Here is a 23,574-nt window from a genome sequence, read left to right as displayed (position 1 = left end):
AAAAGGGGCTGTGGAATATTTATCCACAGCCCCTTTTTTGCTTTACCAGTTGTAAGACACCGTACCGAGTAAGGTGCGGTCTTCACCCCAGTAGCAGCGACCGGCATCGTTGCATCCCGACACATATTCCTTGTCGAACAGGTTTTTCGCGTTCAGGTCGACGCTCCAGTACGTATCGATCTGATAACCGATCGCCGCATCCACCAACGTGACATCGCCGGCATCGAGCTTGCCGTACAGAGAAGGGGAGGTGTAGGCGAAGGCACTGTCGAAGTAACGCACACCACCGCCGACGTACAGGCCTTTCAAGTCACCATCGAGGAATCGGTATTTCGTCCAGACCGAAGCCTGATTACGTGGCACGCCGGTCATTTGATGGCCTTTGACCAATGAAGTCGCGGCATCCTTGGTGATGCGCGCATCGGTGTAGGTGTATGCAGCCGTGACATTGAGGTTTTGTGTCAGGTTGCTGTTCAGTTCCAGTTCCACGCCTTTGGAACGGCTTTCGCCGACCTGACGATAAGTCGCTGTCGTTGAGTCGAAGTAGGTATCGTCCTTTTTGCGCAGGTCGTACACGGACGCGGTAAACGCGGTATCCCAGCCGATTGGTTCGTATTTCAGGCCTACTTCGTATTGGCTGCTGGTGATCGGGTCGAGCGGTGCGCCGGCATTGGAGATCTGCTGCACCGGTACGAACGAGGTGGAATAGCTGAGATACGGCGTCATGCCGTTGTCGAACTGGTACATCACCCCGCCTTGATAAGTGAATTTCTTGTCCTCGGAGCTGATGTTGCTCGACTGGGCGACCTTGTCGCGGAAATCACTGTCGACCCAGTCCTGGCGCCCACCGAGCAAGAACAACCAATGGTCATATTTGCTTTGGATCTGTGCATAAACACCTTTCATCTGTTGCTCGAGCAGCGTGTTTTGCACCGCGATCGGGGTAGTGGGATCGCGTAGGTAAACCGGGTTGTAGATATCAATCGGCCCGACGATGCCGGCATTCCAGTCCTGATTGAACGAAGTGCGATCGTAACTGGCGCCGAACAGCACGGTGTTTTCCAGCTCACCGAGCTGGAATTTGCCTTCCAGCTGGTTATCCAGCGAGTACACCATCGACTTGTTGAAGCGATCGTACGCAGTCATGTTCAGGCGCGTGCCAAAACCGGCGTTGTTGAGGTTGCCCGGCCAGGTTTCGTGGCGGGTGATGCGCGACTGCATGTAGCGCGAGTTCTGCCGGAACTGCCAGTCGTCGTTGAAGGAGTGGCTGAACTCATAACCACTGCTCCAGGTTTCCCGTTCGAAGGTGTTCCAGTCCGGGTCGCCGAGCATGGTGCCTTTGGATAACTTGCCATTGGGGTTGGTCAGCAATGTCCCGGCGGCCGGCAGGCCAAGTTCCATGTTGGTGTGATCCTTCTGGTAGTTGGCCAGCAGGGTCAGGGTATTGAAGTCATCGAAATTCAGAGTTAGCGAAGGCGCGATGTAAATGCGGTCATCCGGGACGTGATCGGTCTGGGTGTCCGACTTGCGCCCGAGCATGACAACGCGCCCGAGAATGTTGCCGCTGTCGTTGAGTGGCCCCGACACATCAACGCCGATCTGCCGACGATTGTTCGAGCCATAACCCAGTTGCACTTCGCCTTGCGGTGCAGCGGTTGGCCGTTTGCTGACCAGGTTGACCAGGCCCCCCGGCGCGTTTTCCCCATACAGCAGCGAGGACGGGCCACGGAAAATTTCCACCCGCTCAAGTCCATAAGGTTCGGTACTGGTGTCATAGCGGTTGCCTTGTACACGCAGTCCATCGCGCAGCAGACCGTAGCCATAATCGGTCGCGTTGAAACCGCGAATGAAAAACAGATCCCCGGCCAGACTGTCACCGGCGGCAAACGGTGGGGCAAAGATCCCCGGGACGTAGCCAAGTACTTCGGTGAGCGTCTGAGATTTCTGATCTTTCATGCGTTGCGCGGTTACGACTGACACCGAGCGCGGCGTTTCCGACAACGGCGTGCTGGTTTTCGTACCAATCCGGCTGCTTTGCGCCTTGTAGCCAACGTCGGCGGCGTAATCCAGGTTCATTGGGTTAGCCAATTGCCCGTTGATGTTGGTCGGGGCCAGTTCCAGCGAGTCACCATTGGGCAGCGCCTGCAGAATGTAGCTGCCAGGCGCCTGTGGTATCGCTTGTAAACCCGAGCCTTGCAGCAGTTGGGCGAATCCCTGGTCAACGGTGAAGTTGCCGTTCAGTCCGGCACTGCTTAAGCGGCTGGTCTGCTGCGGCGAGAACGACAGAATCACGTTCGAAGCAGAGGCGAACTGGCTCAACGCATTATCCAGTGGGCCGGCAGCAATGGTGTAACGCTGGGCGGCCATCGCCGCGAAGGCGTTGTTGGTCATTACCAGGCAGGACGCGACACTAGTCATCAGTAGGCTGTAGGCAATGCAGTGGTGGGAAAAACGCTTACGGAACGTGGGAAGACGCATGTGTGGATAAGCCCTGAAGGTGGCGAAGAGCCGCGTTTATCGCGATTACCTGTAGGGCCGGGTCAGGGCAAAAAAAGATAACCCTGTTTTCGATTTATTTTTCCCCAGGTGATTTTCGATCAGAGGTTGTGGCTGATCGAGACCCAGTAACGGGTGAAGTAGCGGACGTTGATCGGTAACGAGGCCTGGAGATTGGCCAGCACGGCATCGGTGGAATCGAGCCGAAAGGTGCCGGATACCCGCAGCTCCCGGGCGCGGCTATCGCAGTGCAGAACACCGCTGCGATAACGCCCCAGCTCTTCGATCACCTCGCCCAACCGTGCATCGAGGACAATCAGCTGGCCGTTGGTCCACGCCACTGCCGAGGATTTATAGGGATGAAGGCGTCCGATATGCCGACTATCAAAGTCAGCACCTTCGCCTGCTTTCAAAATCATCGCGGCCGTTGATGGATCAGCGGGTTGCACGCTGACCCGATCTTCCAGCACGCCGACCCGCGTTGAGCCTGACAGCTGATGCACAGAAAAACGCGTACCCAACGCTTGAATCCGGCCATCGCGGGTTTCGACAAAAAAGGGTCGCTGATCGCCAAGCTTGCCGGTTTGAATGAGGATCTCACCTGAGCGCAGGCGAATCAGGCGCTGCGCCGCATCGAAGGACAGATCAATGGCGGTATCGGTGTTGAGCTGGATCTGGCTGCCATCAGCCAATAAAAGGCTACGACGCTGGCCAACGCCGGTTTTGTAGTCGGCCCAGACATTGCCAAGGGATGTATGTTGCTGAGCATTCCAGCCCAGGAACCCCGTCCCGGTCACGAGCAGCAACAGCTTCAGCACCTGACGCCGTTGCTGGCCTGGATTCAGCGCGCGACGTTTCAAATCCTTCGGCAAAGTGCCGAGGTGACGCTGCAATTGTTCCATCTGGTTCCACGCCGCCAAGTGCGCTGGATCGCTATCTATCCACAGTTGCCAGGCTTTTTGTTCGGCGAGCGTCGGCGGATCGGCCTGAAACTGCACATACCAACCGGCAGCGGCTTCGAACACTTTGCGATTGGGGGCGATGGCCATCAGCGCTGCGCCATGATCAGGGCACATTCCGTCAAAGCGCGGATCATGTGCTTCTTTACTGTGGTCAGGGAAACCTTCAATTGCACGGCGATCTGTTGATAAGTCAGGCCGTCAATCTGCGAGAGCATGAAGATCTGCCGGGTTCGCGCGCCCAGGCCGGCCAGGGCTTTATCCACAGCGACCAGGGTTTCGATGATCAGCGCCTTGTCTTCTTCGCTGATGGCGGTCGCTTCTGGTCGAGCAGCCAAGGTCTGCAAGTAGGCGACTTCGATGGCCTGTCTTCTATAACGATCAATGACGAGGCCGCGTGCAATGGTAGCCAGATAATCCCGCGGCTCGCGAATATGCACGGCATTCCGCGCCGCGAGGATCCGCACGAAGGTGTCATGTGCGACATCGGCAGCATCGCAGGCGTCATGCAATTTGCCCTTGAGCCATCCATATAGCCACGAATGGTGTTGCTCGTAGATTTGCTCGATCGCAGCGTGATGGGCGGGTAGGGACATGGGGAAAGATTGGCGAGTTAATGATAATGGCTATTATTAGCCTCTGTTACGTTCTCTCACAATAGCCCTTTCACATCCCACTATCGGCCTTCTGACCGTCACCGATCTTTCGATGGCGGTGTTTTTTGCGTCCTGAAAAAGCCGTTTGGTTAATTTTCCGTGGATTAAGCCCTGTGAATAACTGCCATTGAGGTCGGTTGATAACAGGGCTTCAAAACTGGACATAACCCCATCTGTGGATAACCATCCCTTTCATCCACAGGCTTAAAGCGGTTATCCAAGGGCCTCATTGGCACATGAGCACAGGGTTTTAAATCTCTGTACATATCGGATATAAAGGCCTGCAGCAATCTATCCACAGAAAGGTGGCTCAGTAAGAATAAACATAAAAACAAAGGTTTTATAAATTTCTCTCTTTTTTATTCTTTTAACCTCGAGTTCTCCACAGCTGGTTAAATTTTGTGCAAAGGGTTCTTTAGGAAGGGCGAAGTCCCTATACTTGTCGACCAGGTCCAGAAACCTGATCTCAAACTAATCCTGAATTACCTACTTAAGCAGGCACGAGGTGCGTGGTGGATTTCCCTTCCCGTTTTGAAGTGATCGTCATCGGCGGCGGTCATGCCGGTACCGAGGCAGCACTGGCCTCAGCACGTATGGGGGCAAAAACCCTGTTGCTGACGCATAACGTGGAAACCCTCGGTGCCATGAGTTGCAACCCGGCCATCGGTGGCATTGGCAAAAGCCATCTGGTCAAGGAAATCGATGCCCTCGGCGGCGCGATGGCCACCGCTACCGATTTGGGTGGCATCCAGTTTCGTGTGTTGAACAGCCGTAAAGGCCCGGCGGTGCGTGCAACTCGCGCCCAGGCCGACCGTATTCTTTACAAAGCCGCTGTCCGCGAAATTCTGGAAAACCAACCGAACCTGTGGATATTTCAACAAGCCGCTGATGACCTGATCGTCGAGCAGGAACAAGTCCGCGGTGTTGTCACGCAAATGGGTCTGCGCTTCTTCGCCGATTCCGTGGTGCTGACCACTGGTACGTTCCTCGGCGGACTTATCCACATCGGTTTGCAGAATTTTTCCGGCGGTCGTGCCGGTGATCCGCCGTCAATTGCCCTGGCTCATCGTCTGCGTGAACTGCCACTGCGTGTCGGTCGCCTGAAAACCGGCACACCGCCACGTATCGACGGCAAGTCTGTGGATTTCTCGGTAATGACCGAGCAACCCGGCGATACGCCGATCCCGGTGATGTCGTTCATGGGCAACAAAGAACAGCATCCACGTCAGGTCAGCTGCTGGATTACTCACACGAACGCCCGCACCCACGAAATCATCGCGGCGAACCTCGATCGTTCGCCGATGTATTCCGCTGCCGGTGAAATTGAGGGCATCGGCCCGCGCTATTGCCCGTCGATCGAAGACAAGATCCATCGCTTTGCCGACAAGGAAAGCCATCAGGTGTTTATCGAACCGGAAGGTTTGACCACCCATGAGCTGTATCCGAACGGGATATCCACAAGCTTGCCGTTCGACGTGCAATTGCAGATCGTGCAATCGATTCGCGGCATGGAAAACGCGCACATCGTGCGTCCAGGCTATGCGATCGAGTACGACTACTTCGATCCCCGTGATTTGAAATACAGCCTCGAGACCAAAGTCATCGGCGGTCTGTTCTTTGCCGGACAAATCAACGGCACCACCGGTTACGAAGAAGCTGGCGCCCAAGGTTTGCTCGCTGGCGCCAACGCGGCACTGCGCGCCAAGGGCAAAGAAGCCTGGTGTCCACGTCGCGATGAAGCGTACATCGGTGTGTTGGTCGACGACCTGATCACCCTCGGTACCCAAGAGCCGTACCGCATGTTCACTTCCCGTGCCGAATACCGCCTGATCCTTCGCGAGGACAACGCCGACCTGCGGTTGACCGAAAAAGGTCGCGAGCTCGGTCTGGTCGATGACGCGCGTTGGGCAGCCTTCTGCAAGAAGCGCGAAAGCATCGAGCTGGAAGAACAGCGCTTGAAGAGCACTTGGGTTCGCCCGAATACGCAGCAGGGTGATGCGATCGCGGAAAAATTCGGCACGCCGCTGACCCACGAGTACAACTTGCTCAACCTCTTGAGTCGTCCGGAAATCGACTACGCTGGTCTGGTCGAAGTGACCGGCAACGGCGCCGAAGATCCACAGGTCGCCGAGCAGGTTGAAATCAAGACCAAATACGCCGGTTACATCGACCGTCAACAGGACGAAATCGCCCGTCTGCGCGCCAGTGAAGACACGAAATTGCCTGTGGATATCGATTACACCAACATTTCCGGTCTCTCCAAGGAAATCCAGAGCAAGCTCGGTGCCACGCGTCCAGAGACGCTCGGTCAGGCTTCGCGGATCCCGGGTGTGACCCCGGCAGCGATTTCGCTGTTGATGATTCATTTGAAAAAACGCGGCGCGGGCCGTCAGTTGGAGCAAAGCGCTTGAGTTCTAAGGTCACTTCGCAACACGCCGAAGAGTTATCCACAGGAGCCCGCGAGCTCGGTGTCAATCTCACTGAAGCCCAGCACGAATTGCTGCTGGGTTATCTGGCCCTGTTGATCAAATGGAACCAGGCCTACAACCTGACCGCCGTGCGTGATCCGGACGAAATGGTCTCGCGGCACTTGCTCGATAGTCTCAGCGTCATGTCGTGCATCGAAAACGGTCGCTGGCTCGACGTTGGCAGCGGCGGCGGCATGCCGGGAATCCCGTTGGCGATTCTGTATCCAGACTCGCAAGTGACCTGTCTGGACAGCAACGGCAAGAAAACCCGCTTCCTGACCCAGGTAAAACTCGAACTCAAACTGGATAACCTGCAAGTTATCCACAGTCGTGTCGAAGCCTTCCAGCCTGCTCAACCGTTCAACGGGATCATTTCCCGGGCGTTCAGCAGCATGGAAAACTTCACCAACTGGACTCGTCACTTAGGCGACGCCGATACACGCTGGCTGGCAATGAAGGGCGTTCATCCGGCCGATGAGCTGGTAGCATTGCCGGCAGACTTCAAACTCGATAGCGAACACGCCCTGGCCGTACCCGGTTGCCAAGGCCAACGCCATCTGCTGATACTGCGCCGCACGGCATGATTGGGAACACAAGCAAGAATGGCTAAGGTATTCGCGATAGCGAACCAGAAGGGTGGTGTGGGCAAGACCACCACCTGCATCAACCTCGCAGCATCCCTGGTCGCGACCAAACGCCGGGTGCTGTTGATCGATCTCGATCCACAGGGCAACGCCACCATGGGTAGCGGTGTGGATAAACACGGCCTGGAAAATTCGGTCTATGACCTGCTGATCGGCGAATGCGATCTGGCCCAGGCCATGCACTATTCCGAGCACGGCGGTTATCAACTGCTGCCGGCCAACCGCGATTTGACGGCGGCCGAAGTGGTTCTGCTGGAAATGCAGATGAAGGAAAGCCGTCTGCGCAGCGCGCTGGCGCCGATCCGCGAAAACTACGATTACATTCTGATCGACTGCCCGCCGTCGCTGTCGATGCTCACGCTGAACGCACTGGTTGCTGCTGACGGGGTCATCATCCCCATGCAGTGCGAGTACTTTGCGCTCGAAGGTCTCAGCGACCTTGTGGATAACATCAAGCGCATCGCCGAACTCCTCAATCCGAACCTGAAAGTCGAAGGCCTGCTGCGGACCATGTATGACCCGCGCTTGAGCCTGATGAATGACGTTTCGGCGCAGCTCAAGGAACACTTCGGCGAGCAGCTCTACGACACGGTGATCCCGCGCAACATCCGTCTGGCCGAAGCGCCGAGCTACGGCATGCCGGCGCTGGCCTACGACAAGCAATCGCGCGGCGCCCTGGCTTATCTGGCCCTGGCCGGCGAGATGGTTCGTCGTCAGCGCAAAAACTCACGCATCGCCGCCGCTCAGGCAACTTAAGGAATCCCCATGGCCGTCAAGAAACGAGGTCTCGGACGTGGACTGGATGCACTGCTGAGTGGTCCGACCGTCAGCGCGCTGGAAGAACAAGCGGCGCAAGCTGACACCCGCGAACTGCAGCACTTGCCACTGGATCTGCTGCAGCGCGGCAAATACCAGCCGCGCCGCGACATGGATCCGCAGGCGCTGGAAGAACTGGCAGCGTCGATCAAAGCGCAAGGCGTGATGCAGCCGATCGTGGTGCGCCCGATTGGCGGTGGCCGCTTCGAGATCATCGCCGGTGAACGTCGCTGGCGCGCAAGTCAGCAAGCCGGGCAGGAAACCATCCCGGCGATGGTCCGCGATGTGCCGGATGAAACCGCAATCGCCATTGCGCTGATCGAGAACATCCAGCGCGAAGATCTCAACCCGATCGAAGAAGCGGTGGCCCTGCAGCGTTTGCAGCAGGAATTCCAGCTCACTCAGCAACAAGTTGCCGAGGCTGTGGGTAAGTCCCGCGTCACTGTGGCTAACCTGTTGCGGCTTATTGCGCTGCCAGAAGTCATCAAGACCATGCTGTCCCACGGCGACCTGGAAATGGGTCATGCCCGTGCATTGCTCGGTCTGCCGGACAATCAACAGGTTGAGGGGGCGCGACATGTTGTCGCACGCGGTCTCACCGTGCGCCAAACCGAGGCACTGGTTCGTCAGTGGTTGAGTGGCAAACCTGAGCCTGTGGAAGCGACCAAACCCGACCCGGATATCGCTCGCCTCGAACAGCGTCTGGCCGAGCGCCTAGGCTCTGCGGTGCAGATTCGCCACGGCAAGAAGGGAAAGGGTCAGTTGGTGATCGGTTACAACTCCCTCGATGAGCTTCAAGGTGTGCTCGCACACATCCGCTGAAACATTTCCTCATGTAGCGCGCAGTCGGAAATCACTACCTGACAGTTGAATAGGGGCAGAACCGCCCCTATACTCTGCGCGCATTTTGTCGGCACAAATTATGCCAAGTTATTGAATTCTGGCAGCCGACCATTGGAGAGCAATAGTGATGGAAACCCGCAAGCCAAACCGCCTGCCGTTCCATCGCCTGGCGGTTTTTCCGGTGTTAATGGCTCAATTTGTCATTTTGCTCATTGCCGCTTTGGCGCTCTGGCAATGGCATGGAGTCGTTGCCGGATACTCGGGACTTTGCGGAGGCCTGATAGCCTTGCTGCCCAATGTTTATTTCGCTCACAAGGCATTTCGGTTTTCCGGCGCCCGAGCAGCCCAGTCCATCGTCCGGTCTTTTTATGCCGGCGAGGCAGGCAAACTGATTTTGACGGCAGTGCTCTTTGCACTGGTGTTTGCAGGTGTGAAGCCACTGGCGCCGATAGCTGTATTCGGCGCGTTCGTGCTGACTCAGTCGGTCAGCTGGTTCGCTCCCCTGCTGATGAGAACAAGACTTTCGAGACCTTAGGGCGTTTGAGGCAACCATGGCAGAAACAACCGCTTCGGGCTATATCCAGCACCACTTGCAGAACCTGACCTTCGGTCAGCTACCTAACGGCGGCTGGGGCTTTGCCCATACCGCAGCAGAAGCCAAGGAAATGGGCTTCTGGGCTTTCCACGTCGATACTCTCGGCTGGTCGGTCGCGTTGGGTCTGATCTTCGTACTTCTTTTCCGCATGGCGGCGAAGAAAGCGACTTCGGGTCAGCCGGGTGCTTTGCAGAACTTCGTTGAAGTATTGGTCGAATTCGTCGATGGCAGCGTGAAAGACAGCTTCCATGGCCGTAGCCCGGTGATCGCACCGCTGGCACTGACCATCTTCGTCTGGGTGTTCCTGATGAACGCCGTCGACCTGGTACCGGTCGACTGGATTCCTCAGTTGGCCATCCTGATCTCCGGTGACCATCACATCCCGTTCCGCGCCGTGTCGACTACCGACCCGAACGCGACCCTGGGCATGGCGTTCTCGGTTTTCGCACTGATCATTTTCTACAGCATCAAGGTCAAGGGCTTCGGCGGCTTCATCGGCGAACTGACCCTGCACCCGTTCGGCAGCAAGAACATCTTCGTTCAAGCCCTGCTGATCCCGGTGAACTTCCTGCTGGAATTCGTGACCCTGATCGCCAAACCGATCTCTCTGGCTCTGCGTCTGTTCGGTAACATGTATGCCGGCGAGCTGGTGTTCATTCTGATCGCTGTGATGTTCGGCAGCGGCCTGCTCTGGCTGAGCGGCCTGGGCGTTGTTCTGCAGTGGGCGTGGGCTGTGTTCCACATCCTGATCATCACGCTGCAGGCGTTCATCTTCATGATGCTGACCATCGTCTACCTGTCGATGGCGCACGAAGAAAACCATTAAGACCAGTCTCGACTAGTCTGATGTCCTTCCCGGTCAAACGGGAAGGGGCTCTTCACAGGGCACCTGAAACGATTTGTTTTACCGCTTTAATCTAAAAAACCTAAACCATACGACGTAAAAGTCGGGAGGAAAGATGGAAACTGTAGTTGGTCTAACCGCTATCGCTGTTGCACTGTTGATCGGCCTGGGCGCACTGGGTACCGCAATTGGTTTCGGCCTGCTGGGCGGCAAGTTCCTGGAAGGCGCAGCGCGTCAGCCAGAAATGGTTCCAATGCTGCAAGTTAAAATGTTCATCGTTGCCGGTCTGCTCGACGCCGTAACCATGATCGGTGTTGGTATCGCTCTGTTCTTCACCTTTGCGAACCCGTTCGTTGGTCAGATCGCTGGCTAATTACCCGGATTCTTCCGAGTAATTTGATGTGATGGACAACGTAACTGCGAGGTGTTGGCGTGAACATTAATGCGACCCTGATTGGCCAGTCCGTTGCGTTCCTGATTTTTGTACTGTTCTGCATGAAGTATGTATGGCCTCCGGTCATCGCTGCTCTGCACGAACGTCAAAAGAAGATCGCTGATGGTCTGGACGCTGCCAGCCGTGCAGCTCGCGACCTGGAGTTGGCCCAAGAAAAAGCGGGTCAGCAACTGCGCGAAGCGAAAGCTCAGGCAGCTGAAATCATCGAGCAAGCCAAGAAACGCGGTAACCAGATTGTCGAAGAGGCCGTTGAAAAGGCCCGTGTCGACGCTGACCGTGTGAAGGTTCAGGCTCAAGCCGAGATCGAACAGGAACTGAACAGTGTCAAAGACAAGCTGCGTGCCCAAGTGGGCTTGCTGGCTGTCGGCGGCGCCGAGAAGATCCTGGGTGCCACAATCGATCAAAACGCGCACGCAGAGCTGGTTAACCAACTGGCTGCTGAAATCTAAGCGAGGGCGATCATGGCAGAACTGACCACGTTGGCCCGACCTTACGCTAAGGCGGCCTTCGAGCACGCTCAGGCCCACCAGCAACTGGCCAATTGGTCAGCCATGCTCGGCCTGGCTGCAGCGGTGTCGCAAGACGACACCATGCAGCGCGTGCTCAAGGCCCCGCGACTGACGAGCGCAGAAAAGGCCGCCACGTTTATTGACGTGTGCGGCGACAAGTTTGATGCCAAGGCACAGAACTTCATCAATGTCGTTGCCGAAAACGACCGTCTCCCGCTTCTGCCGGAGATTGCCGCTCTTTTCGACCTGTACAAGGCCGAACAAGAGAAGTCGGTAGACGTTGAAGTGACCAGTGCTTTTGCATTGAACCAAGAACAGCAAGACAAACTCGCCAAGGTTCTCAGTGCACGACTCAACCGGGAAGTGCGCCTGCAAGTTGCGGAGGATGCTGCCCTTATAGGTGGTGTCGTTATCCGCGCCGGCGACCTGGTTATCGATGGCTCGATTCGCGGCAAAATCGCGAAACTTGCCGAAGCATTGAAATCTTGAGTTTGAAGGGGCAGCAGAGCAATGCAGCAACTCAATCCTTCCGAAATAAGTGAAATTATCAAGGGCCGCATCGACAAGCTCGATGTGACCTCCCAAGCCCGTAACGAAGGCACTGTCGTCAGCGTATCTGACGGCATCGTGCGGATTCACGGTCTGGCCGACGTTATGTACGGCGAGATGATCGAGTTTCCGGGCGGCGTCTACGGTATGGCCCTCAACCTGGAGCAAGACTCCGTAGGTGCCGTTGTACTGGGCGCTTACCAGTCTCTGGCTGAAGGCATGAGCGCCAAGTGCACCGGCCGCATCCTCGAAGTTCCTGTTGGTAAGGAACTGCTGGGTCGCGTAGTCGACGCACTGGGTAACCCTGTTGACGGCAAAGGTCCACTGGGCAACACCGAGACCGACGCGGTCGAGAAAGTTGCACCGGGCGTGATCTGGCGTAAGTCGGTAGACCAGCCTGTACAGACTGGCTACAAGGCTGTCGATGCCATGATCCCTGTCGGCCGTGGCCAGCGTGAGCTGATCATCGGTGACCGTCAGATCGGTAAAACCGCTCTGGCGATCGACGCGATCATCAACCAGAAAGACAGCGGCATTTTCTGCGTCTACGTAGCTATTGGTCAGAAGCAATCGACCATCGCCAACGTGGTTCGCAAGCTGGAAGAAAACGGCGCCCTGGCCAACACGATCATCGTGGCTGCCAGTGCTTCGGAATCTCCTGCGCTGCAATTCCTGGCACCGTACTCCGGTTGCACCATGGGTGAATTCTTCCGCGACCGCGGTGAAGACGCGCTGATCGTTTATGACGATCTGTCCAAGCAAGCAGTGGCTTACCGCCAGATTTCCCTGCTGCTGCGCCGTCCACCAGGCCGTGAAGCTTACCCAGGCGACGTGTTCTATCTCCACTCCCGTCTGCTGGAGCGCGCATCCCGCGTTTCGGAAGAGTACGTAGAGAAGTTCACCAACGGCGCAGTGACCGGCAAAACCGGTTCCCTGACCGCACTGCCGATCATCGAAACCCAGGCTGGCGACGTTTCCGCGTTCGTTCCGACCAACGTGATTTCCATCACCGACGGTCAGATCTTCCTGGAATCGGCCATGTTCAACTCGGGCATCCGTCCTGCAGTGAACGCCGGTGTTTCGGTATCCCGTGTGGGTGGTGCCGCTCAGACCAAGATCATCAAGAAGCTCTCCGGTGGTATCCGTACCGCTCTGGCTCAGTACCGTGAACTGGCGGCATTCGCCCAGTTCGCTTCTGACCTGGACGAAGCGACCCGTAAGCAACTTGAGCATGGTCAGCGCGTTACCGAGCTGATGAAGCAGAAGCAATACGCACCAATGTCGATCGCTGACATGGCGCTGTCGCTGTATGCCGCTGAGCGTGGGTTCCTGACTGACATTGAAATCGCCAAGATCGGCAGCTTCGAACAAGCGCTGATTGCTTTCTTCAACCGCGATCACGCCGATTTGATGGCCAAGATCAACGTTAAAGGTGACTTCAATGACGAAATCGACGCTGGCATGAAAGCCGGTATCGAGAAGTTCAAGGCCACCCAAACCTGGTAAGCCGCAGCGGGAGCCGCGAGGCTCCCGCTTGCTAACCTGATAGGTGTTACATGGCAGGCGCAAAAGAGATTCGCAGTAAGATTGCGAGCATCAAAAGCACGCAAAAGATTACCAGCGCCATGGAAAAAGTGGCGGTCAGCAAAATGCGCAAGGCACAAATGCGCATGGCTGCTAGCCGTCCTTATGCGGAGCGTATCCGCCAGGTTATTGGGCATCTGGCCAACGCCAACCCGGAATACCGCCACCCGTTCATGATCGAGCGCGAAATCAAGCGCGTTGGTTATGTTGTGGTGAGCAGTGACCGTGGTCTGTGCGGCGGCTTGAATACCAACCTGTTCAAGGCCCTGGTCAAGGACATGGCGGTAAACCGCGAAAACGGCGTCGAGATTGATCTGTGTGTCGTTGGTAGCAAGGGTGCGGCCTTTTTCCGCAACTTCGGCGGTAACGTCGTTGCAGCTATCAGCCACCTGGGTGAAGAGCCGTCGATCAATGATCTGATCGGCAGCGTCAAGGTGATGCTGGATGCCTACCTGGACGGCCGTATTGACCGCCTGTCCGTGGTGTCCAACAAGTTCATCAACACCATGACGCAACAGCCTACCGTGGAGCAGTTGATTCCACTGGTGGCAACCCCGGATCAGGATCTCAAGCACCACTGGGACTATCTCTACGAACCGGATGCCAAAGAGCTGCTTGACGGCTTGATGGTCCGCTACGTTGAGTCGCAGGTCTACCAGGCGGTGGTCGAGAACAACGCGGCTGAACAAGCTGCGCGGATGATCGCGATGAAGAACGCTACCGACAACGCCGGTGATTTGATCAGCGATTTGCAGCTGATCTACAACAAGGCGCGTCAGGCTGCGATCACCCAAGAGATCTCGGAAATCGTCGGCGGCGCTGCCGCGGTTTAACGGTTCAAATATTCAGAGGATCCAGCTATGAGTAGCGGACGTATCGTTCAAATCATCGGCGCCGTTATCGACGTGGAATTTCCACGCGACAGCGTACCGAGCATCTACAACGCGCTGAAAGTAGTGAGCGCGGCTGAAACCACCCTGGAAGTTCAGCAACAGCTGGGCGACGGCGTGGTTCGCACCATTGCGATGGGTTCCACCGAAGGCTTGAAGCGCGGTCTGGAAGTTACCGACTCTGGCGCAGCCATCTCCGTACCGGTCGGTAAAGCGACCCTGGGCCGGATCATGGACGTCCTCGGTAACCCGATCGACGAAGCTGGCCCGATCGACACCGAAGAGCGTTGGGGCATTCACCGTCCAGCGCCTTCGTTCGCTGAACAGGCAGGCGGCAACGACCTGCTGGAAACCGGCATCAAGGTTATCGACCTGGTTTGCCCGTTTGCCAAAGGCGGTAAAGTCGGTCTGTTCGGTGGTGCCGGTGTAGGCAAAACCGTAAACATGATGGAACTGATCCGTAACATCGCCATCGAGCACAGCGGTTATTCCGTGTTCGCCGGTGTGGGTGAGCGTACTCGTGAGGGTAACGACTTCTACCACGAGATGAAGGACTCCAACGTTCTGGACAAAGTGGCACTGGTTTACGGTCAGATGAACGAGCCGCCGGGTAACCGTCTGCGCGTAGCACTGACCGGCCTGACCATGGCCGAGAAGTTCCGTGACGAAGGTAACGACGTTCTGCTGTTCGTCGACAACATCTATCGTTACACCCTGGCCGGTACTGAAGTATCCGCACTGCTGGGCCGTATGCCTTCGGCAGTAGGTTACCAGCCGACCCTGGCTGAAGAGATGGGCGTTCTGCAAGAACGTATCACTTCGACCAAGGAAGGTTCGATCACCTCGATCCAAGCGGTATACGTACCTGCGGACGACTTGACCGACCCGTCGCCAGCGACCACCTTCGCCCACTTGGACGCCACCGTCGTTCTGTCCCGTGACATCGCTTCCCTGGGTATCTACCCAGCGGTAGATCCACTGGATTCGACTTCGCGCCAGTTGGACCCGAACGTAATCGGCCAGGACCACTACGACACCGCTCGCGGCGTTCAGTACGTTCTGCAACGTTACAAAGAGCTGAAGGACATCATCGCGATCCTGGGTATGGACGAGCTGTCGGAAGCCGACAAGCAGTTGGTAAACCGTGCTCGTAAGATCCAGCGCTTCTTGTCGCAGCCGTTCTTCGTGGCTGAAGTCTTCACCGGTGCTTCGGGTAAATACGTTTCCCTGAAAGACACCATTGCTGGCTTCAAAGGCATCCTCAACGGTGACTACGACCACCTGCCAGAACAAGCGTTCTACATGGTTGGCGGCATCGAAGAAGCGATCGAGAAAGCCAAGAAACTGTAATCCCGGCGCCCGGCAACGGGCGCTAATTTAGGTTGAGGCAATCAGATGGCTATGACAGTCCATTGCGATATCGTCAGCGCGGAAGGGGAAATCTTTTCCGGCCTGGTCGAGATGGTGATTGCGCACGGTGCACTGGGTGATCTTGGTATCGCTCTGGGTCACGCGCCGCTGATCACTAATCTGAAGCCAGGTCCGATCCGCCTGATCAAGCAAGGCGGGGAAGCCGAGGTGTTCTACATCTCCGGTGGTTTCCTCGAGGTTCAGCCGAACATGGTCAAGGTGCTTGCCGATACCGTGCAACGCGCCGCCGACCTGGATGAAGCTCAAGCTCAAGCAGCTCTCAAGGCTGCCGAAGCTGCTCTGCACGAGAAGAGCGCAGATTTCGATTACGGAGCTGCGTCCGCACGTCTGGCCGAGGCTGCAGCACAGCTGCGCACCGTCCAGCAGATCCGCAAGAAGTTTGGCGGTTAATCCGTCAGCCGCTTGTTGTGCGATTGATTAAAAAGGGTAGCCTCGGCTACCCTTTTTTCTTTTCCGAATTCCCGAAACCCGGTCGCAGTTGCTGACCACCCAGGATTGGTAGCCAGTCATGTCTCTTGAAATCGTTATCCTCGCGGCCGGTCAAGGCACCCGTATGCGTTCGGCGCTGCCGAAAGTGCTGCATCCGATTGCCGGTAATTCCATGCTGGGTCATGTTATCCACAGCGCCCGGCAACTTGATCCACAACGCATTCATGTGGTGATTGGTCATGGCGCCGATGTGGTGCGTGAACGTCTGGCCGCTGATGATCTGAATTTCGTCCTGCAAGACAAGCAACTGGGCACCGGTCACGCCACTGCTCAAGCGGTGCCGTTCATTACTGCCGACACCGTGCTGATCCTCTACGGTGACGTGCCGCTGATCGAAGTCGAAACCCTGCAACGTCTGCTCAAACATGTCGTGCCCGGGCAGATGGGTTTGCTCACTGTCGAACTGGAAGACCCGACCGGCTATGGCCGCATCGTGCGCGATGCCGAAGGTAAGGTGGCCGCCATTGTTGAGCACAAGGATGCCAGCGAAGCCCAGCGCGCCATTACTGAAGGCAACACCGGCATTCTCGCGGTACCGGCCAATCGTCTGGCGGACTGGATGAGTCGTCTGTCGAACAACAACGCCCAGGGCGAGTACTACCTGACCGACGTGATTGAAATGGCGGTCAGCGATGGTCTGGTGGTCGCCACCGAACAACCGCACGACCCGATGGAAGTGCAGGGCGCCAACGATCGCAAGCAGCTGTCCGAGCTGGAGCGTCATTACCAGGTGCGCGCTGGCCGTCGTTTGATGGTGCAAGGCGTGACCCTGCGGGACCCGGCACGTTTCGACGTGCGTGGCGAAGTCACCGTTGGTCGCGACGTGCTGATCGACATCAACGTGATTCTTGAAGGCAACGTGGTTATTGAAGACGACGTGGTCATCGGCCCGAACTGCGTGATCAAGGACAGCACCCTGCGCAAAGGCGTGGTGATCAAGGCCAACAGTCATATTGAAGGGGCCGTTCTGGGCGAGGGCAGCGATGCTGGCCCGTTCGCGCGGCTGCGTCCGGGAACCGTGCTCGATGCACGCGCGCATGTGGGTAACTTTGTTGAACTGAAAAATGCTCACATGGGTGAAGGCGCCAAGGCCGGTCACCTCACGTATTTGGGCGATGCCGAAATCGGTGCGCGGACCAACATCGGCGCCGGCACTATCACCTGCAACTACGATGGCGCCAACAAGTGGAAAACCGTGTTGGGTGCGGACGTTTTCATCGGCTCGAACAACTCGTTGGTCGCTCCTGTGGATATCTCCAACGGTGCAACCACGGCAGCGGGTTCAACCATTACGCAGAATGTGGATAACGCCCAACTCGCGGTTGGTCGCGCGCGGCAGAAGAATATCGATGGCTGGAAGCGGCCGGATAAGATCAAGAAGAGCTGAGTTATCCACAGTTTCTTTTAGCGACGAAATTCAATGTGGGAGCGAGCTTGCTCGCGAATGCGGTAGATCATTCAACATTGATGTTGGCTGACACGATGCCTTCGCGAGCAAGCTCGCTCCCACATTTTTGTTTGCGTCGTGTTTAAAAAAGTCTGACTTCCGCTTGACGATTTTGGGCCGATAGGTTTTGATTGCTTACGTTATCTTTCGAATCGAAACTTAAGCCGCCATGTCGAAACGCAATACGCCGCAACGCCGCCACAACATCCTCGCCTTGCTCAACGAGCAGGGCGAAGTCAGTGTGGATGAGCTGGCCAAGCGCTTCGAAACCTCCGAAGTTACGATTCGCAAGGATCTGGCTGCACTTGAAAGCCATGGTCTGTTGCTGCGCCGTTATGGTGGAGCGATCACCATGCCGCAGGAACTGGTCGCGGAAACTGCGCAGAGCGTTTCCAAATACAAACAGGCGATTGCCCGCGCGGCGGTGAAACGCATCCGCGAACACGCGCGCATCATCATCGACAGCGGCAGCACCACCGCCGCGATGATCCCGGAGCTCGGCCAACAGCCAGGCCTGGTGGTGATGACCAACTCCCTGCACGTCGCCAACGCCTTGAGCGAACTCGAACACGAACCGGTGCTGCTGATGACCGGTGGCACCTGGGATCCGCATTCGGAATCCTTTCAGGGCCAGGTCGCCGAGCAAGTACTACGCTCTTACGACTTCGACCAGTTGTTCATTGGCGCCGACGGTATCGATCTGGTGCGCGGCACGACGACTTTCAATGAATTGCTGGGACTGAGCCGGGTCATGGCTGAAGTGGCGCGGGAAGTCATCGTCATGGTCGAGGCCGACAAGATCGGTCGCAAGATTCCCAATCTGGAACTGCCGTGGAGCAGCGTCCATACCCTAATTACCGATGATCGCCTGCCTATCGAAGCGCGCGATCAGATACAGGCCCGCGGTATCACCGTGATTTGCGCGGCTGTCAGTCAGGAGAAATAAGCATGTGTGGAATTGTCGGCGCAGTTGCTGAACGTAATATCACCGCCATCCTGCTCGAAGGCCTCAAGCGCCTTGAATACCGCGGCTACGACAGCGCCGGTGTCGCGGTCTTCACCAACGACGAAACCCTCGAGCGCATGCGTCGCCCGGGCAAGGTCAGCGAACTTGAAGCGGCGCTGGTCGAACATCCGCTGGTTGGCCGTCTCGGCATTGCTCACACCCGTTGGGCCACGCACGGCGCGCCTTGCGAACGTAACGCCCACCCACATTTCTCCGGCGACATCGCCGTGGTGCACAACGGCATCATCGAAAACCACGAAGCCCTGCGCGAACAACTGAAAGCGCTGGGTTACGTGTTTACTTCGGACACCGACACCGAAGTCATTGCCCACCTGCTCAGCCACAAACTCAAAGACCAGCCAGACCTGAGCGTTGCACTTAAAGCGACGGTCAAGGAACTGCACGGTGCTTACGGTCTGGCCGTGATCAATGCCAAACAGCCGGATCGTCTGGTCGCCGCGCGCAGTGGCAGCCCGTTGGTGATCGGTCTGGGTCTGGGCGAGAACTTCCTCGCCTCTGACCAGTTGGCCCTGCGTCAGGTCACGGACCGCTTCATGTACCTGGAAGAAGGCGATATCGCCGAAATTCGCCGCGATAACGTGCAGATCTGGGACATCAACGGCAATGCCGTCGAGCGCCAGACTGTGCAGTACAGCGACGGTGCCGAAGCCGCCGACAAAGGTGAATACCGCCACTACATGCTCAAGGAAATCCACGAGCAACCGGCCGTTGTGCAGCGCACTCTCGAAGGCCGTCTGAGCAACGATCAGGTTTTGGTGCAAGCGTTCGGGCCGCAAGCCGCCGAATTGTTCGCCAAAGTGCGCAACGTACAGATCGTCGCCTGTGGCACCAGTTATCACGCGGGCATGGTCGCCCGTTACTGGCTTGAAGAACTGGCCGGTATTCCGTGCCAGGTCGAAGTTGCCAGTGAATTCCGCTACCGCAAAGTGGTGGTGCAGCCGGACACCCTGTTCGTGACCATCTCGCAGTCCGGCGAAACCGCCGACACCCTGGCGGCCCTGCGCAACGCCAAAGAGCTGGGCTTCTTGGCCAGCCTGGCGATCTGCAACGTCGGCATCAGCTCGCTGGTGCGCGAATCCGACCTGACCCTGCTGACCCAGGCCGGCCGCGAAATTGGTGTGGCCTCCACCAAAGCCTTCACTACGCAATTGGTCGGCCTATTGTTGCTGACCCTGTCGCTGGGCCAAGTGCGCGGCACCCTGGCGGACGGCGTCGAAGCACGTCTGGTCGAAGAACTGCGTCGTCTGCCAACCCGTCTCGGCGAAGCACTGGCCATGGACAGCACCGTGGAAAAGATCGCCGAACTGTTCGCCGAGAAAAACCACACGCTGTTCCTCGGTCGTGGCGCGCAATTCCCGGTGGCGATGGAAGGCGCTCTGAAACTCAAGGAAATCTCCTACATCCACGCCGAAGCCTATCCGGCCGGCGAGCTGAAACACGGCCCGCTGGCGCTTGTGGATAACGACATGCCGGTGGTCACCGTGGCGCCGAACAACGAACTGCTGGAAAAGCTCAAATCCAACCTGCAGGAAGTCCGCGCCCGTGGCGGTGAACTGATCGTGTTCGCCGACGAAAAAGCCGGGATGACCAACGGCGAAGGCACCCACGTGGTGCAGATGCCGCACATCCACGACATCCTCTCGCCGATCCTCTACACGGTTCCGCTGCAGTTGCTGTCGTACTACGTGGCGGTGCTTAAAGGTACGGACGTCGATCAGCCACGTAACCTGGCGAAGTCGGTGACGGTGGAGTAACGATTTTTGCACGAGAGCGCGAGATTTCGCGCTCTCGTGTAGGACATTGGAACCAGACTCTCACTATTGGTTTTTTCTATCAAAAAACCCGCAAAATAATCCGCGTATTACCTCAGTATGAGAAACCTCCTACAGAACTCAAGGCTAGGTAAATAGCGGCCTTGAGCGTATTCTTGAATCCGCAGATAAATCCGCGATTCAGGAGGTTGAATGTGTGCTGAAACAGTCTTGGGAACCCATTGGCTTGAGCCGCTTATGCCGGTATTTCCGAATGAAATACTGCATTTGGCTGAGCAGGTGCCGTTTCAGGCTGGGAAGCTCAGCGCGATGGTTTCTCCCCCTATGTTGCAGCGGGTCGGCGGGTTACTTCGGGTTACCAGCAGCTTTTACAGTAACTTGATTGAAGGCCAGTTCGCCGAGCCGGTGACCCTCGCCCCGACGTCTCCCAAACGGCAACGCAAAGAGCTGACCGAACTGGCGATGACGCATATCGGTACGCAGCAGGCTTTCGAGCGCGCGTTGTCCATGCATAAGAGCCTTCCTTGGGAAGTTCTCTTCAGCCCGGCTTTCGTTGCGCGTTTGCACAAAAGACTCTTCTACGGAGCCCGCGAAGATCAATTGATGTTGAGCGACGGTAGCCCCTTGGTACCCGGCGAATTGCGCGATGTGAGGGGACGAGAAGTTCTGGTCGGCAACCATTCTGCACCACCCTGTCAATCCGTGAGTCCGATGCTCGCTCGAATGCAGAATGTGTATGGGCGTTTGCCGGATGCGCGGAGTCGATTGCTTTCGGTGATGGCGTATCACCATAGACTGGCTTGGGTACATCCATTTATCGATGGCAACGGGCGAACCATCAGGTTACTTACTCATCTTCAACTGCAAAAACTTGGGCTGGTCTCACCTCTCTGGTCGTTATCTCGCGGTCTCGCTCGACAGCAGGGAACCTATTACGCCCGATTAGCCAATGCTGACAAACCCCGCCGCGGAGATCTGGACGGTCGTGGTCAGCTGACTCAAGCAGGCTTGTTCGAGTTTGTCGGCTTCATGTTGGAAACCTGTCTCGACCAAATGCGTTATACCGAGCGGGCGCTGAACATATCGAATATGCGCGAAAGATTGCACAGCATTTTTGTGTGGCACGAGCGTGTAAAAATGGCGGGAATTAAACCTGAGGCTGCACGGGCATTGCATGTTCTGCTGACTCAGGGAACGTTGAGTCGTGCCGACTTCAAGATTTTCACCGGACTGTCGGATCGCGTAGCCACGGATCAGTTGAAAGGTTTGGTGCAGTTGGGGTTGGTGGAAAGTGCGACACCGAAAGCGCGTGATCTTTATCCGGGTCTACCGATTTGGTTTGCTCAGTTGTTGTTCCCGGATTTGCACCAGCGGATGAACGCTGCGACGTAGGAGTCAAGGAATGGATCGCTTCCAGGAAATGCACATCTTCACCACCGTCGCCCAGGAGCAAGGCTTCTCTGCGGCCGCGCGGCGTCTGGGTCTCTCTGCGGCGAGCGTGACGCGGGCGGTCGCGGCGCTGGAGTTGCGCATCGGCACGCAGTTGTTGATCCGCACCACGCGCAGTGTGCATTTGAGCGAAGCGGGGCAACGGTATCTTGAAGATTGCCGGAGGATTCTCGCCGAGGTGCAGGAAGCCGAGGATTCGGCGGCGGGCAGTCATGCTCAGCCGCGTGGGCAATTGACGGTGACGGCGCCGGTGTTGTTCGGTGATTTGTTTGTGACGCCGGTGATGGCGCGTTATCTCGCGCAGTATCCGGATGTCACGATCAATGCCGTACTGGTTGATCGGATCGTCAACATGGTCGAGGAAGGCATCGATGTGGCGGTACGCATCGGCGATCTGCCGGACAGCAATCAGCATGCGATTCGGGTCGGGGAGGTGCGTCGGGTCATTTGCGGCTCGCCGAAATACTTTGCCGAGTATGGACGACCGCTTCACCCTCACGCATTGGCGGGCGCGCCCGTGGTGGCGACTTCAGCGATTGGTCAGCAACGCAGTTGGCCTTTTCTCGACGCAGGCGAGCCGCTCAGTGTGCGTCCTGAACCGCGTTTGATCGTCACTGCCAATCAGGCTGCAATTACGGCCACTTGTCTGGGCTTGGGCTTGACCCGAGTGTTGTCCTATCAAGTCGCGAGACAAGTTGCTGTCGGTGAGCTGGAAATCGTCCTCGCTGAATTCGAACTGCCGCCGCTGCCTATTCATGTCGTGTATCAGGGCGGGCGCAAGGCTCCTGCGCGGATCCGCAGTTTTGTCGATTTCACGGCAGAGGCTTTGCGCGAGCATCCTGCGTTGAAAAATGCAGCGTTATTGCAGCCAATGAAATAATTGATTGCGTTTGCTGGTGATTCTGTTCTTTTCGCAAGGAGGGGATGATGGCCTTCATCGGCGCTCTCATCCCCGCAGCGGCGCCCCTGTTCAGCGGAGTCGACCATGCAAGCGATCAAACTCTACAACTTTCCACGCTCCGGCCACGCCCACCGTGTCGAGCTGATGTTGTCCCTGCTGCAATTGCCGACCGAGCTGATTTTTGTCGATCTGGCCAAAGGTGAGCACAAGCAGCCGGCGTACCTTGCTATCAATAGTTTCGGCCAAGTGCCGGCCATCGACGACGACGGCGTGGTGCTCGCCGACTCCAACGCAATTCTGGTTTATCTCGCGCAGAAATACGGCGACGGTCGTTGGCTGCCAACCGATCCTGTCGGCGCCGCACGGGTACAGCGCTGGTTGTCGGCCGCCGCTGGGCCGATTGCCTTCGGGCCCGCTGCAGCGCGATTGGTCACAGTGTTCGGCGCACAACTGAATGCCGAAGAGGCGATCACCCGTGCACACAACCTGCTCAAGGTGATGGACATCGAGTTGGGCAAAACCGCGTATCTGGCTGGCGACGAACCGAGCATTGCCGACGTTTCGGCCTACAGTTACATCGCCCATGCGCCGGAAGGCAACGTGTCGCTGGATGACTACGGCAACGTTCGCGCCTGGTTGGCCCGGGTCGAAGCATTGCCCGGCTTCGTCGGCATGCCGCGCACTGTCGCCGGTCTGCAAACCACCGCCTGATATTCGCAATCCACACTGTGCCGACGGTGCAGGGGAGAGG

22 protein-coding genes are annotated in these 23,574 nt (G+C 57.1%); 19 read left to right on the top strand and 3 right to left on the bottom strand.

Features of this window, described 5'->3' with window-relative positions:
• Nucleotides 1–42: 42 nt before the first annotated feature.
• The 3 genes from ACRRSD_RS15375 to ACRRSD_RS15365 form a co-directional block, all read right to left on the bottom strand.
• A complete protein-coding gene (locus ACRRSD_RS15375) occupies nucleotides 43–2,478 on the bottom strand; it encodes a TonB-dependent siderophore receptor (protein ID WP_435034182.1) in 2,436 nt (811 codons plus the stop codon).
• 119 nt (nucleotides 2,479–2,597) lie between these two features.
• Nucleotides 2,598–3,545, bottom strand: coding sequence for a FecR domain-containing protein (locus ACRRSD_RS15370; protein WP_435034181.1), 948 nt, complete (start codon nucleotides 3,543–3,545; stop codon nucleotides 2,598–2,600).
• Nucleotides 3,545–4,051, bottom strand: a complete 507-nt coding sequence (locus ACRRSD_RS15365; RefSeq protein WP_435034180.1) for a sigma-70 family RNA polymerase sigma factor — start codon at nucleotides 4,049–4,051, stop codon at nucleotides 3,545–3,547. The genes ACRRSD_RS15370 and ACRRSD_RS15365 overlap by 1 nt, the downstream gene beginning before the upstream one ends.
• A 572-nt stretch (nucleotides 4,052–4,623) precedes the next feature.
• On the opposite strand from ACRRSD_RS15365, the gene mnmG reads away from it, so the two are divergent.
• From mnmG to ACRRSD_RS15270, 19 genes are all read left to right on the top strand, one after another.
• Nucleotides 4,624–6,522, top strand: a complete 1,899-nt coding sequence (gene mnmG, locus ACRRSD_RS15360; protein ID WP_016984066.1) for a tRNA uridine-5-carboxymethylaminomethyl(34) synthesis enzyme MnmG — start codon at nucleotides 4,624–4,626, stop codon at nucleotides 6,520–6,522.
• Nucleotides 6,519–7,163, top strand: coding sequence for a 16S rRNA (guanine(527)-N(7))-methyltransferase RsmG (rsmG, locus tag ACRRSD_RS15355; protein ID WP_435034179.1), 645 nt, complete (start codon nucleotides 6,519–6,521; stop codon nucleotides 7,161–7,163). Before mnmG ends, rsmG begins: the two co-directional genes overlap by 4 nt.
• A gap of 18 nt (nucleotides 7,164–7,181) precedes the next feature.
• The gene (locus tag ACRRSD_RS15350) at nucleotides 7,182–7,979 is read left to right on the top strand and encodes a ParA family protein (RefSeq protein ID WP_007911909.1); all 798 of its coding nucleotides are present in this window, start codon (nucleotides 7,182–7,184) and stop codon (nucleotides 7,977–7,979) included.
• Between the two features lie 9 nt (nucleotides 7,980–7,988).
• Nucleotides 7,989–8,861, top strand: coding sequence for a ParB/RepB/Spo0J family partition protein (locus ACRRSD_RS15345; RefSeq protein ID WP_034152184.1), 873 nt, complete (start codon nucleotides 7,989–7,991; stop codon nucleotides 8,859–8,861).
• 148 nt (nucleotides 8,862–9,009) lie between these two features.
• Entirely contained in the window at nucleotides 9,010–9,417 is a 408-nt protein-coding gene (locus ACRRSD_RS15340) for a F0F1 ATP synthase subunit I (protein ID WP_003229783.1), read from the top strand.
• 16 nt (nucleotides 9,418–9,433) lie between these two features.
• Nucleotides 9,434–10,303: a F0F1 ATP synthase subunit A gene (atpB, locus tag ACRRSD_RS15335; protein ID WP_007911917.1), complete on the top strand. Its 870-nt coding sequence runs from the start codon at nucleotides 9,434–9,436 to the stop codon at nucleotides 10,301–10,303.
• Nucleotides 10,304–10,436: 133 nt separating this feature from the next.
• Entirely contained in the window at nucleotides 10,437–10,694 is a 258-nt protein-coding gene (gene atpE / locus ACRRSD_RS15330; RefSeq protein ID WP_003097235.1) for a F0F1 ATP synthase subunit C, read from the top strand.
• 59 nt (nucleotides 10,695–10,753) lie between these two features.
• Nucleotides 10,754–11,224, top strand: coding sequence for a F0F1 ATP synthase subunit B (locus ACRRSD_RS15325; RefSeq protein WP_003229781.1), 471 nt, complete (start codon nucleotides 10,754–10,756; stop codon nucleotides 11,222–11,224).
• Nucleotides 11,225–11,236: 12 nt separating this feature from the next.
• Nucleotides 11,237–11,773, top strand: a complete 537-nt coding sequence (locus tag ACRRSD_RS15320; protein WP_007911956.1) for a F0F1 ATP synthase subunit delta — start codon at nucleotides 11,237–11,239, stop codon at nucleotides 11,771–11,773.
• A gap of 21 nt (nucleotides 11,774–11,794) precedes the next feature.
• Nucleotides 11,795–13,339, top strand: coding sequence for a F0F1 ATP synthase subunit alpha (atpA, locus tag ACRRSD_RS15315; protein WP_016984064.1), 1,545 nt, complete (start codon nucleotides 11,795–11,797; stop codon nucleotides 13,337–13,339).
• Between the two features lie 50 nt (nucleotides 13,340–13,389).
• Nucleotides 13,390–14,250 (top strand): F0F1 ATP synthase subunit gamma, encoded by an 861-nt coding sequence (gene atpG, locus ACRRSD_RS15310; RefSeq protein WP_016984063.1) that lies wholly within the window; start codon nucleotides 13,390–13,392, stop codon nucleotides 14,248–14,250.
• Nucleotides 14,251–14,277: 27 nt separating this feature from the next.
• Nucleotides 14,278–15,657, top strand: a complete 1,380-nt coding sequence (atpD, locus tag ACRRSD_RS15305) for a F0F1 ATP synthase subunit beta (RefSeq protein WP_007911961.1) — start codon at nucleotides 14,278–14,280, stop codon at nucleotides 15,655–15,657.
• Between the two features lie 45 nt (nucleotides 15,658–15,702).
• Complete coding sequence (locus ACRRSD_RS15300) at nucleotides 15,703–16,128, top strand: F0F1 ATP synthase subunit epsilon (protein ID WP_007954164.1); 426 nt, start codon at nucleotides 15,703–15,705, stop codon at nucleotides 16,126–16,128.
• Nucleotides 16,129–16,246: 118 nt separating this feature from the next.
• On the top strand, nucleotides 16,247–17,614 hold the full coding sequence (gene glmU / locus ACRRSD_RS15295; protein ID WP_435034178.1) for a bifunctional UDP-N-acetylglucosamine diphosphorylase/glucosamine-1-phosphate N-acetyltransferase GlmU: 1,368 nt from the start codon (nucleotides 16,247–16,249) through the stop codon (nucleotides 17,612–17,614).
• 229 nt (nucleotides 17,615–17,843) lie between these two features.
• Nucleotides 17,844–18,620, top strand: a complete 777-nt coding sequence (locus ACRRSD_RS15290) for a DeoR/GlpR family DNA-binding transcription regulator (protein ID WP_007911964.1) — start codon at nucleotides 17,844–17,846, stop codon at nucleotides 18,618–18,620.
• 2 nt (nucleotides 18,621–18,622) lie between these two features.
• Nucleotides 18,623–20,455 carry a glutamine--fructose-6-phosphate transaminase (isomerizing) gene (glmS, locus tag ACRRSD_RS15285; protein WP_435034177.1) on the top strand — a complete coding sequence of 611 codons (1,833 nt, stop codon included), beginning with the start codon at nucleotides 18,623–18,625 and terminating at the stop codon, nucleotides 20,453–20,455.
• 210 nt (nucleotides 20,456–20,665) lie between these two features.
• Nucleotides 20,666–21,865, top strand: a complete 1,200-nt coding sequence (locus tag ACRRSD_RS15280) for a Fic family protein (protein ID WP_435034176.1) — start codon at nucleotides 20,666–20,668, stop codon at nucleotides 21,863–21,865.
• A gap of 10 nt (nucleotides 21,866–21,875) precedes the next feature.
• The gene (locus ACRRSD_RS15275) at nucleotides 21,876–22,802 is read left to right on the top strand and encodes a LysR family transcriptional regulator (protein WP_435034175.1); all 927 of its coding nucleotides are present in this window, start codon (nucleotides 21,876–21,878) and stop codon (nucleotides 22,800–22,802) included.
• Between the two features lie 105 nt (nucleotides 22,803–22,907).
• Entirely contained in the window at nucleotides 22,908–23,534 is a 627-nt protein-coding gene (locus tag ACRRSD_RS15270; protein ID WP_435034174.1) for a glutathione S-transferase family protein, read from the top strand.
• The last annotated feature ends 40 nt before the right edge of the window (nucleotides 23,535–23,574 follow it).

The organism is Pseudomonas neuropathica (assembly GCF_051174785.1).
Taxonomy (GTDB): Bacteria; Pseudomonadota; Gammaproteobacteria; order Pseudomonadales; family Pseudomonadaceae; genus Aquipseudomonas; species Aquipseudomonas neuropathica_A.
Note: the sequence above shows the minus strand (reverse complement) of the source record. Positions and strands in the feature narration are given on the sequence as shown.

What these genes read in the sequence shown, in the direction of transcription:
- ACRRSD_RS15365 (WP_435034180.1), bottom strand. Translation starts at nt 4,051, where the DNA reads ATGTCCCTACCCGCCCATCACGCTGCGATCGAGCAAATCTACGAGCAA.
- atpG (WP_016984063.1), top strand. Translation starts at nt 13,390, where the DNA reads ATGGCAGGCGCAAAAGAGATTCGCAGTAAGATTGCGAGCATCAAAAGC.
- ACRRSD_RS15350 (WP_007911909.1), top strand. Translation starts at nt 7,182, where the DNA reads ATGGCTAAGGTATTCGCGATAGCGAACCAGAAGGGTGGTGTGGGCAAG.
- glmU (WP_435034178.1), top strand. Translation starts at nt 16,247, where the DNA reads ATGTCTCTTGAAATCGTTATCCTCGCGGCCGGTCAAGGCACCCGTATG.
- atpD (WP_007911961.1), top strand. Translation starts at nt 14,278, where the DNA reads ATGAGTAGCGGACGTATCGTTCAAATCATCGGCGCCGTTATCGACGTG.
- ACRRSD_RS15300 (WP_007954164.1), top strand. Translation starts at nt 15,703, where the DNA reads ATGGCTATGACAGTCCATTGCGATATCGTCAGCGCGGAAGGGGAAATC.
- ACRRSD_RS15320 (WP_007911956.1), top strand. Translation starts at nt 11,237, where the DNA reads ATGGCAGAACTGACCACGTTGGCCCGACCTTACGCTAAGGCGGCCTTC.
- ACRRSD_RS15290 (WP_007911964.1), top strand. Translation starts at nt 17,844, where the DNA reads ATGTCGAAACGCAATACGCCGCAACGCCGCCACAACATCCTCGCCTTG.
- ACRRSD_RS15345 (WP_034152184.1), top strand. Translation starts at nt 7,989, where the DNA reads ATGGCCGTCAAGAAACGAGGTCTCGGACGTGGACTGGATGCACTGCTG.
- ACRRSD_RS15270 (WP_435034174.1), top strand. Translation starts at nt 22,908, where the DNA reads ATGCAAGCGATCAAACTCTACAACTTTCCACGCTCCGGCCACGCCCAC.
- ACRRSD_RS15340 (WP_003229783.1), top strand. Translation starts at nt 9,010, where the DNA reads ATGGAAACCCGCAAGCCAAACCGCCTGCCGTTCCATCGCCTGGCGGTT.
- ACRRSD_RS15375 (WP_435034182.1), bottom strand. Translation starts at nt 2,478, where the DNA reads ATGCGTCTTCCCACGTTCCGTAAGCGTTTTTCCCACCACTGCATTGCC.
- atpA (WP_016984064.1), top strand. Translation starts at nt 11,795, where the DNA reads ATGCAGCAACTCAATCCTTCCGAAATAAGTGAAATTATCAAGGGCCGC.
- ACRRSD_RS15280 (WP_435034176.1), top strand. Translation starts at nt 20,666, where the DNA reads ATGTGTGCTGAAACAGTCTTGGGAACCCATTGGCTTGAGCCGCTTATG.
- ACRRSD_RS15370 (WP_435034181.1), bottom strand. Translation starts at nt 3,545, where the DNA reads ATGGCCATCGCCCCCAATCGCAAAGTGTTCGAAGCCGCTGCCGGTTGG.
- atpB (WP_007911917.1), top strand. Translation starts at nt 9,434, where the DNA reads ATGGCAGAAACAACCGCTTCGGGCTATATCCAGCACCACTTGCAGAAC.
- ACRRSD_RS15275 (WP_435034175.1), top strand. Translation starts at nt 21,876, where the DNA reads ATGGATCGCTTCCAGGAAATGCACATCTTCACCACCGTCGCCCAGGAG.
- atpE (WP_003097235.1), top strand. Translation starts at nt 10,437, where the DNA reads ATGGAAACTGTAGTTGGTCTAACCGCTATCGCTGTTGCACTGTTGATC.
- glmS (WP_435034177.1), top strand. Translation starts at nt 18,623, where the DNA reads ATGTGTGGAATTGTCGGCGCAGTTGCTGAACGTAATATCACCGCCATC.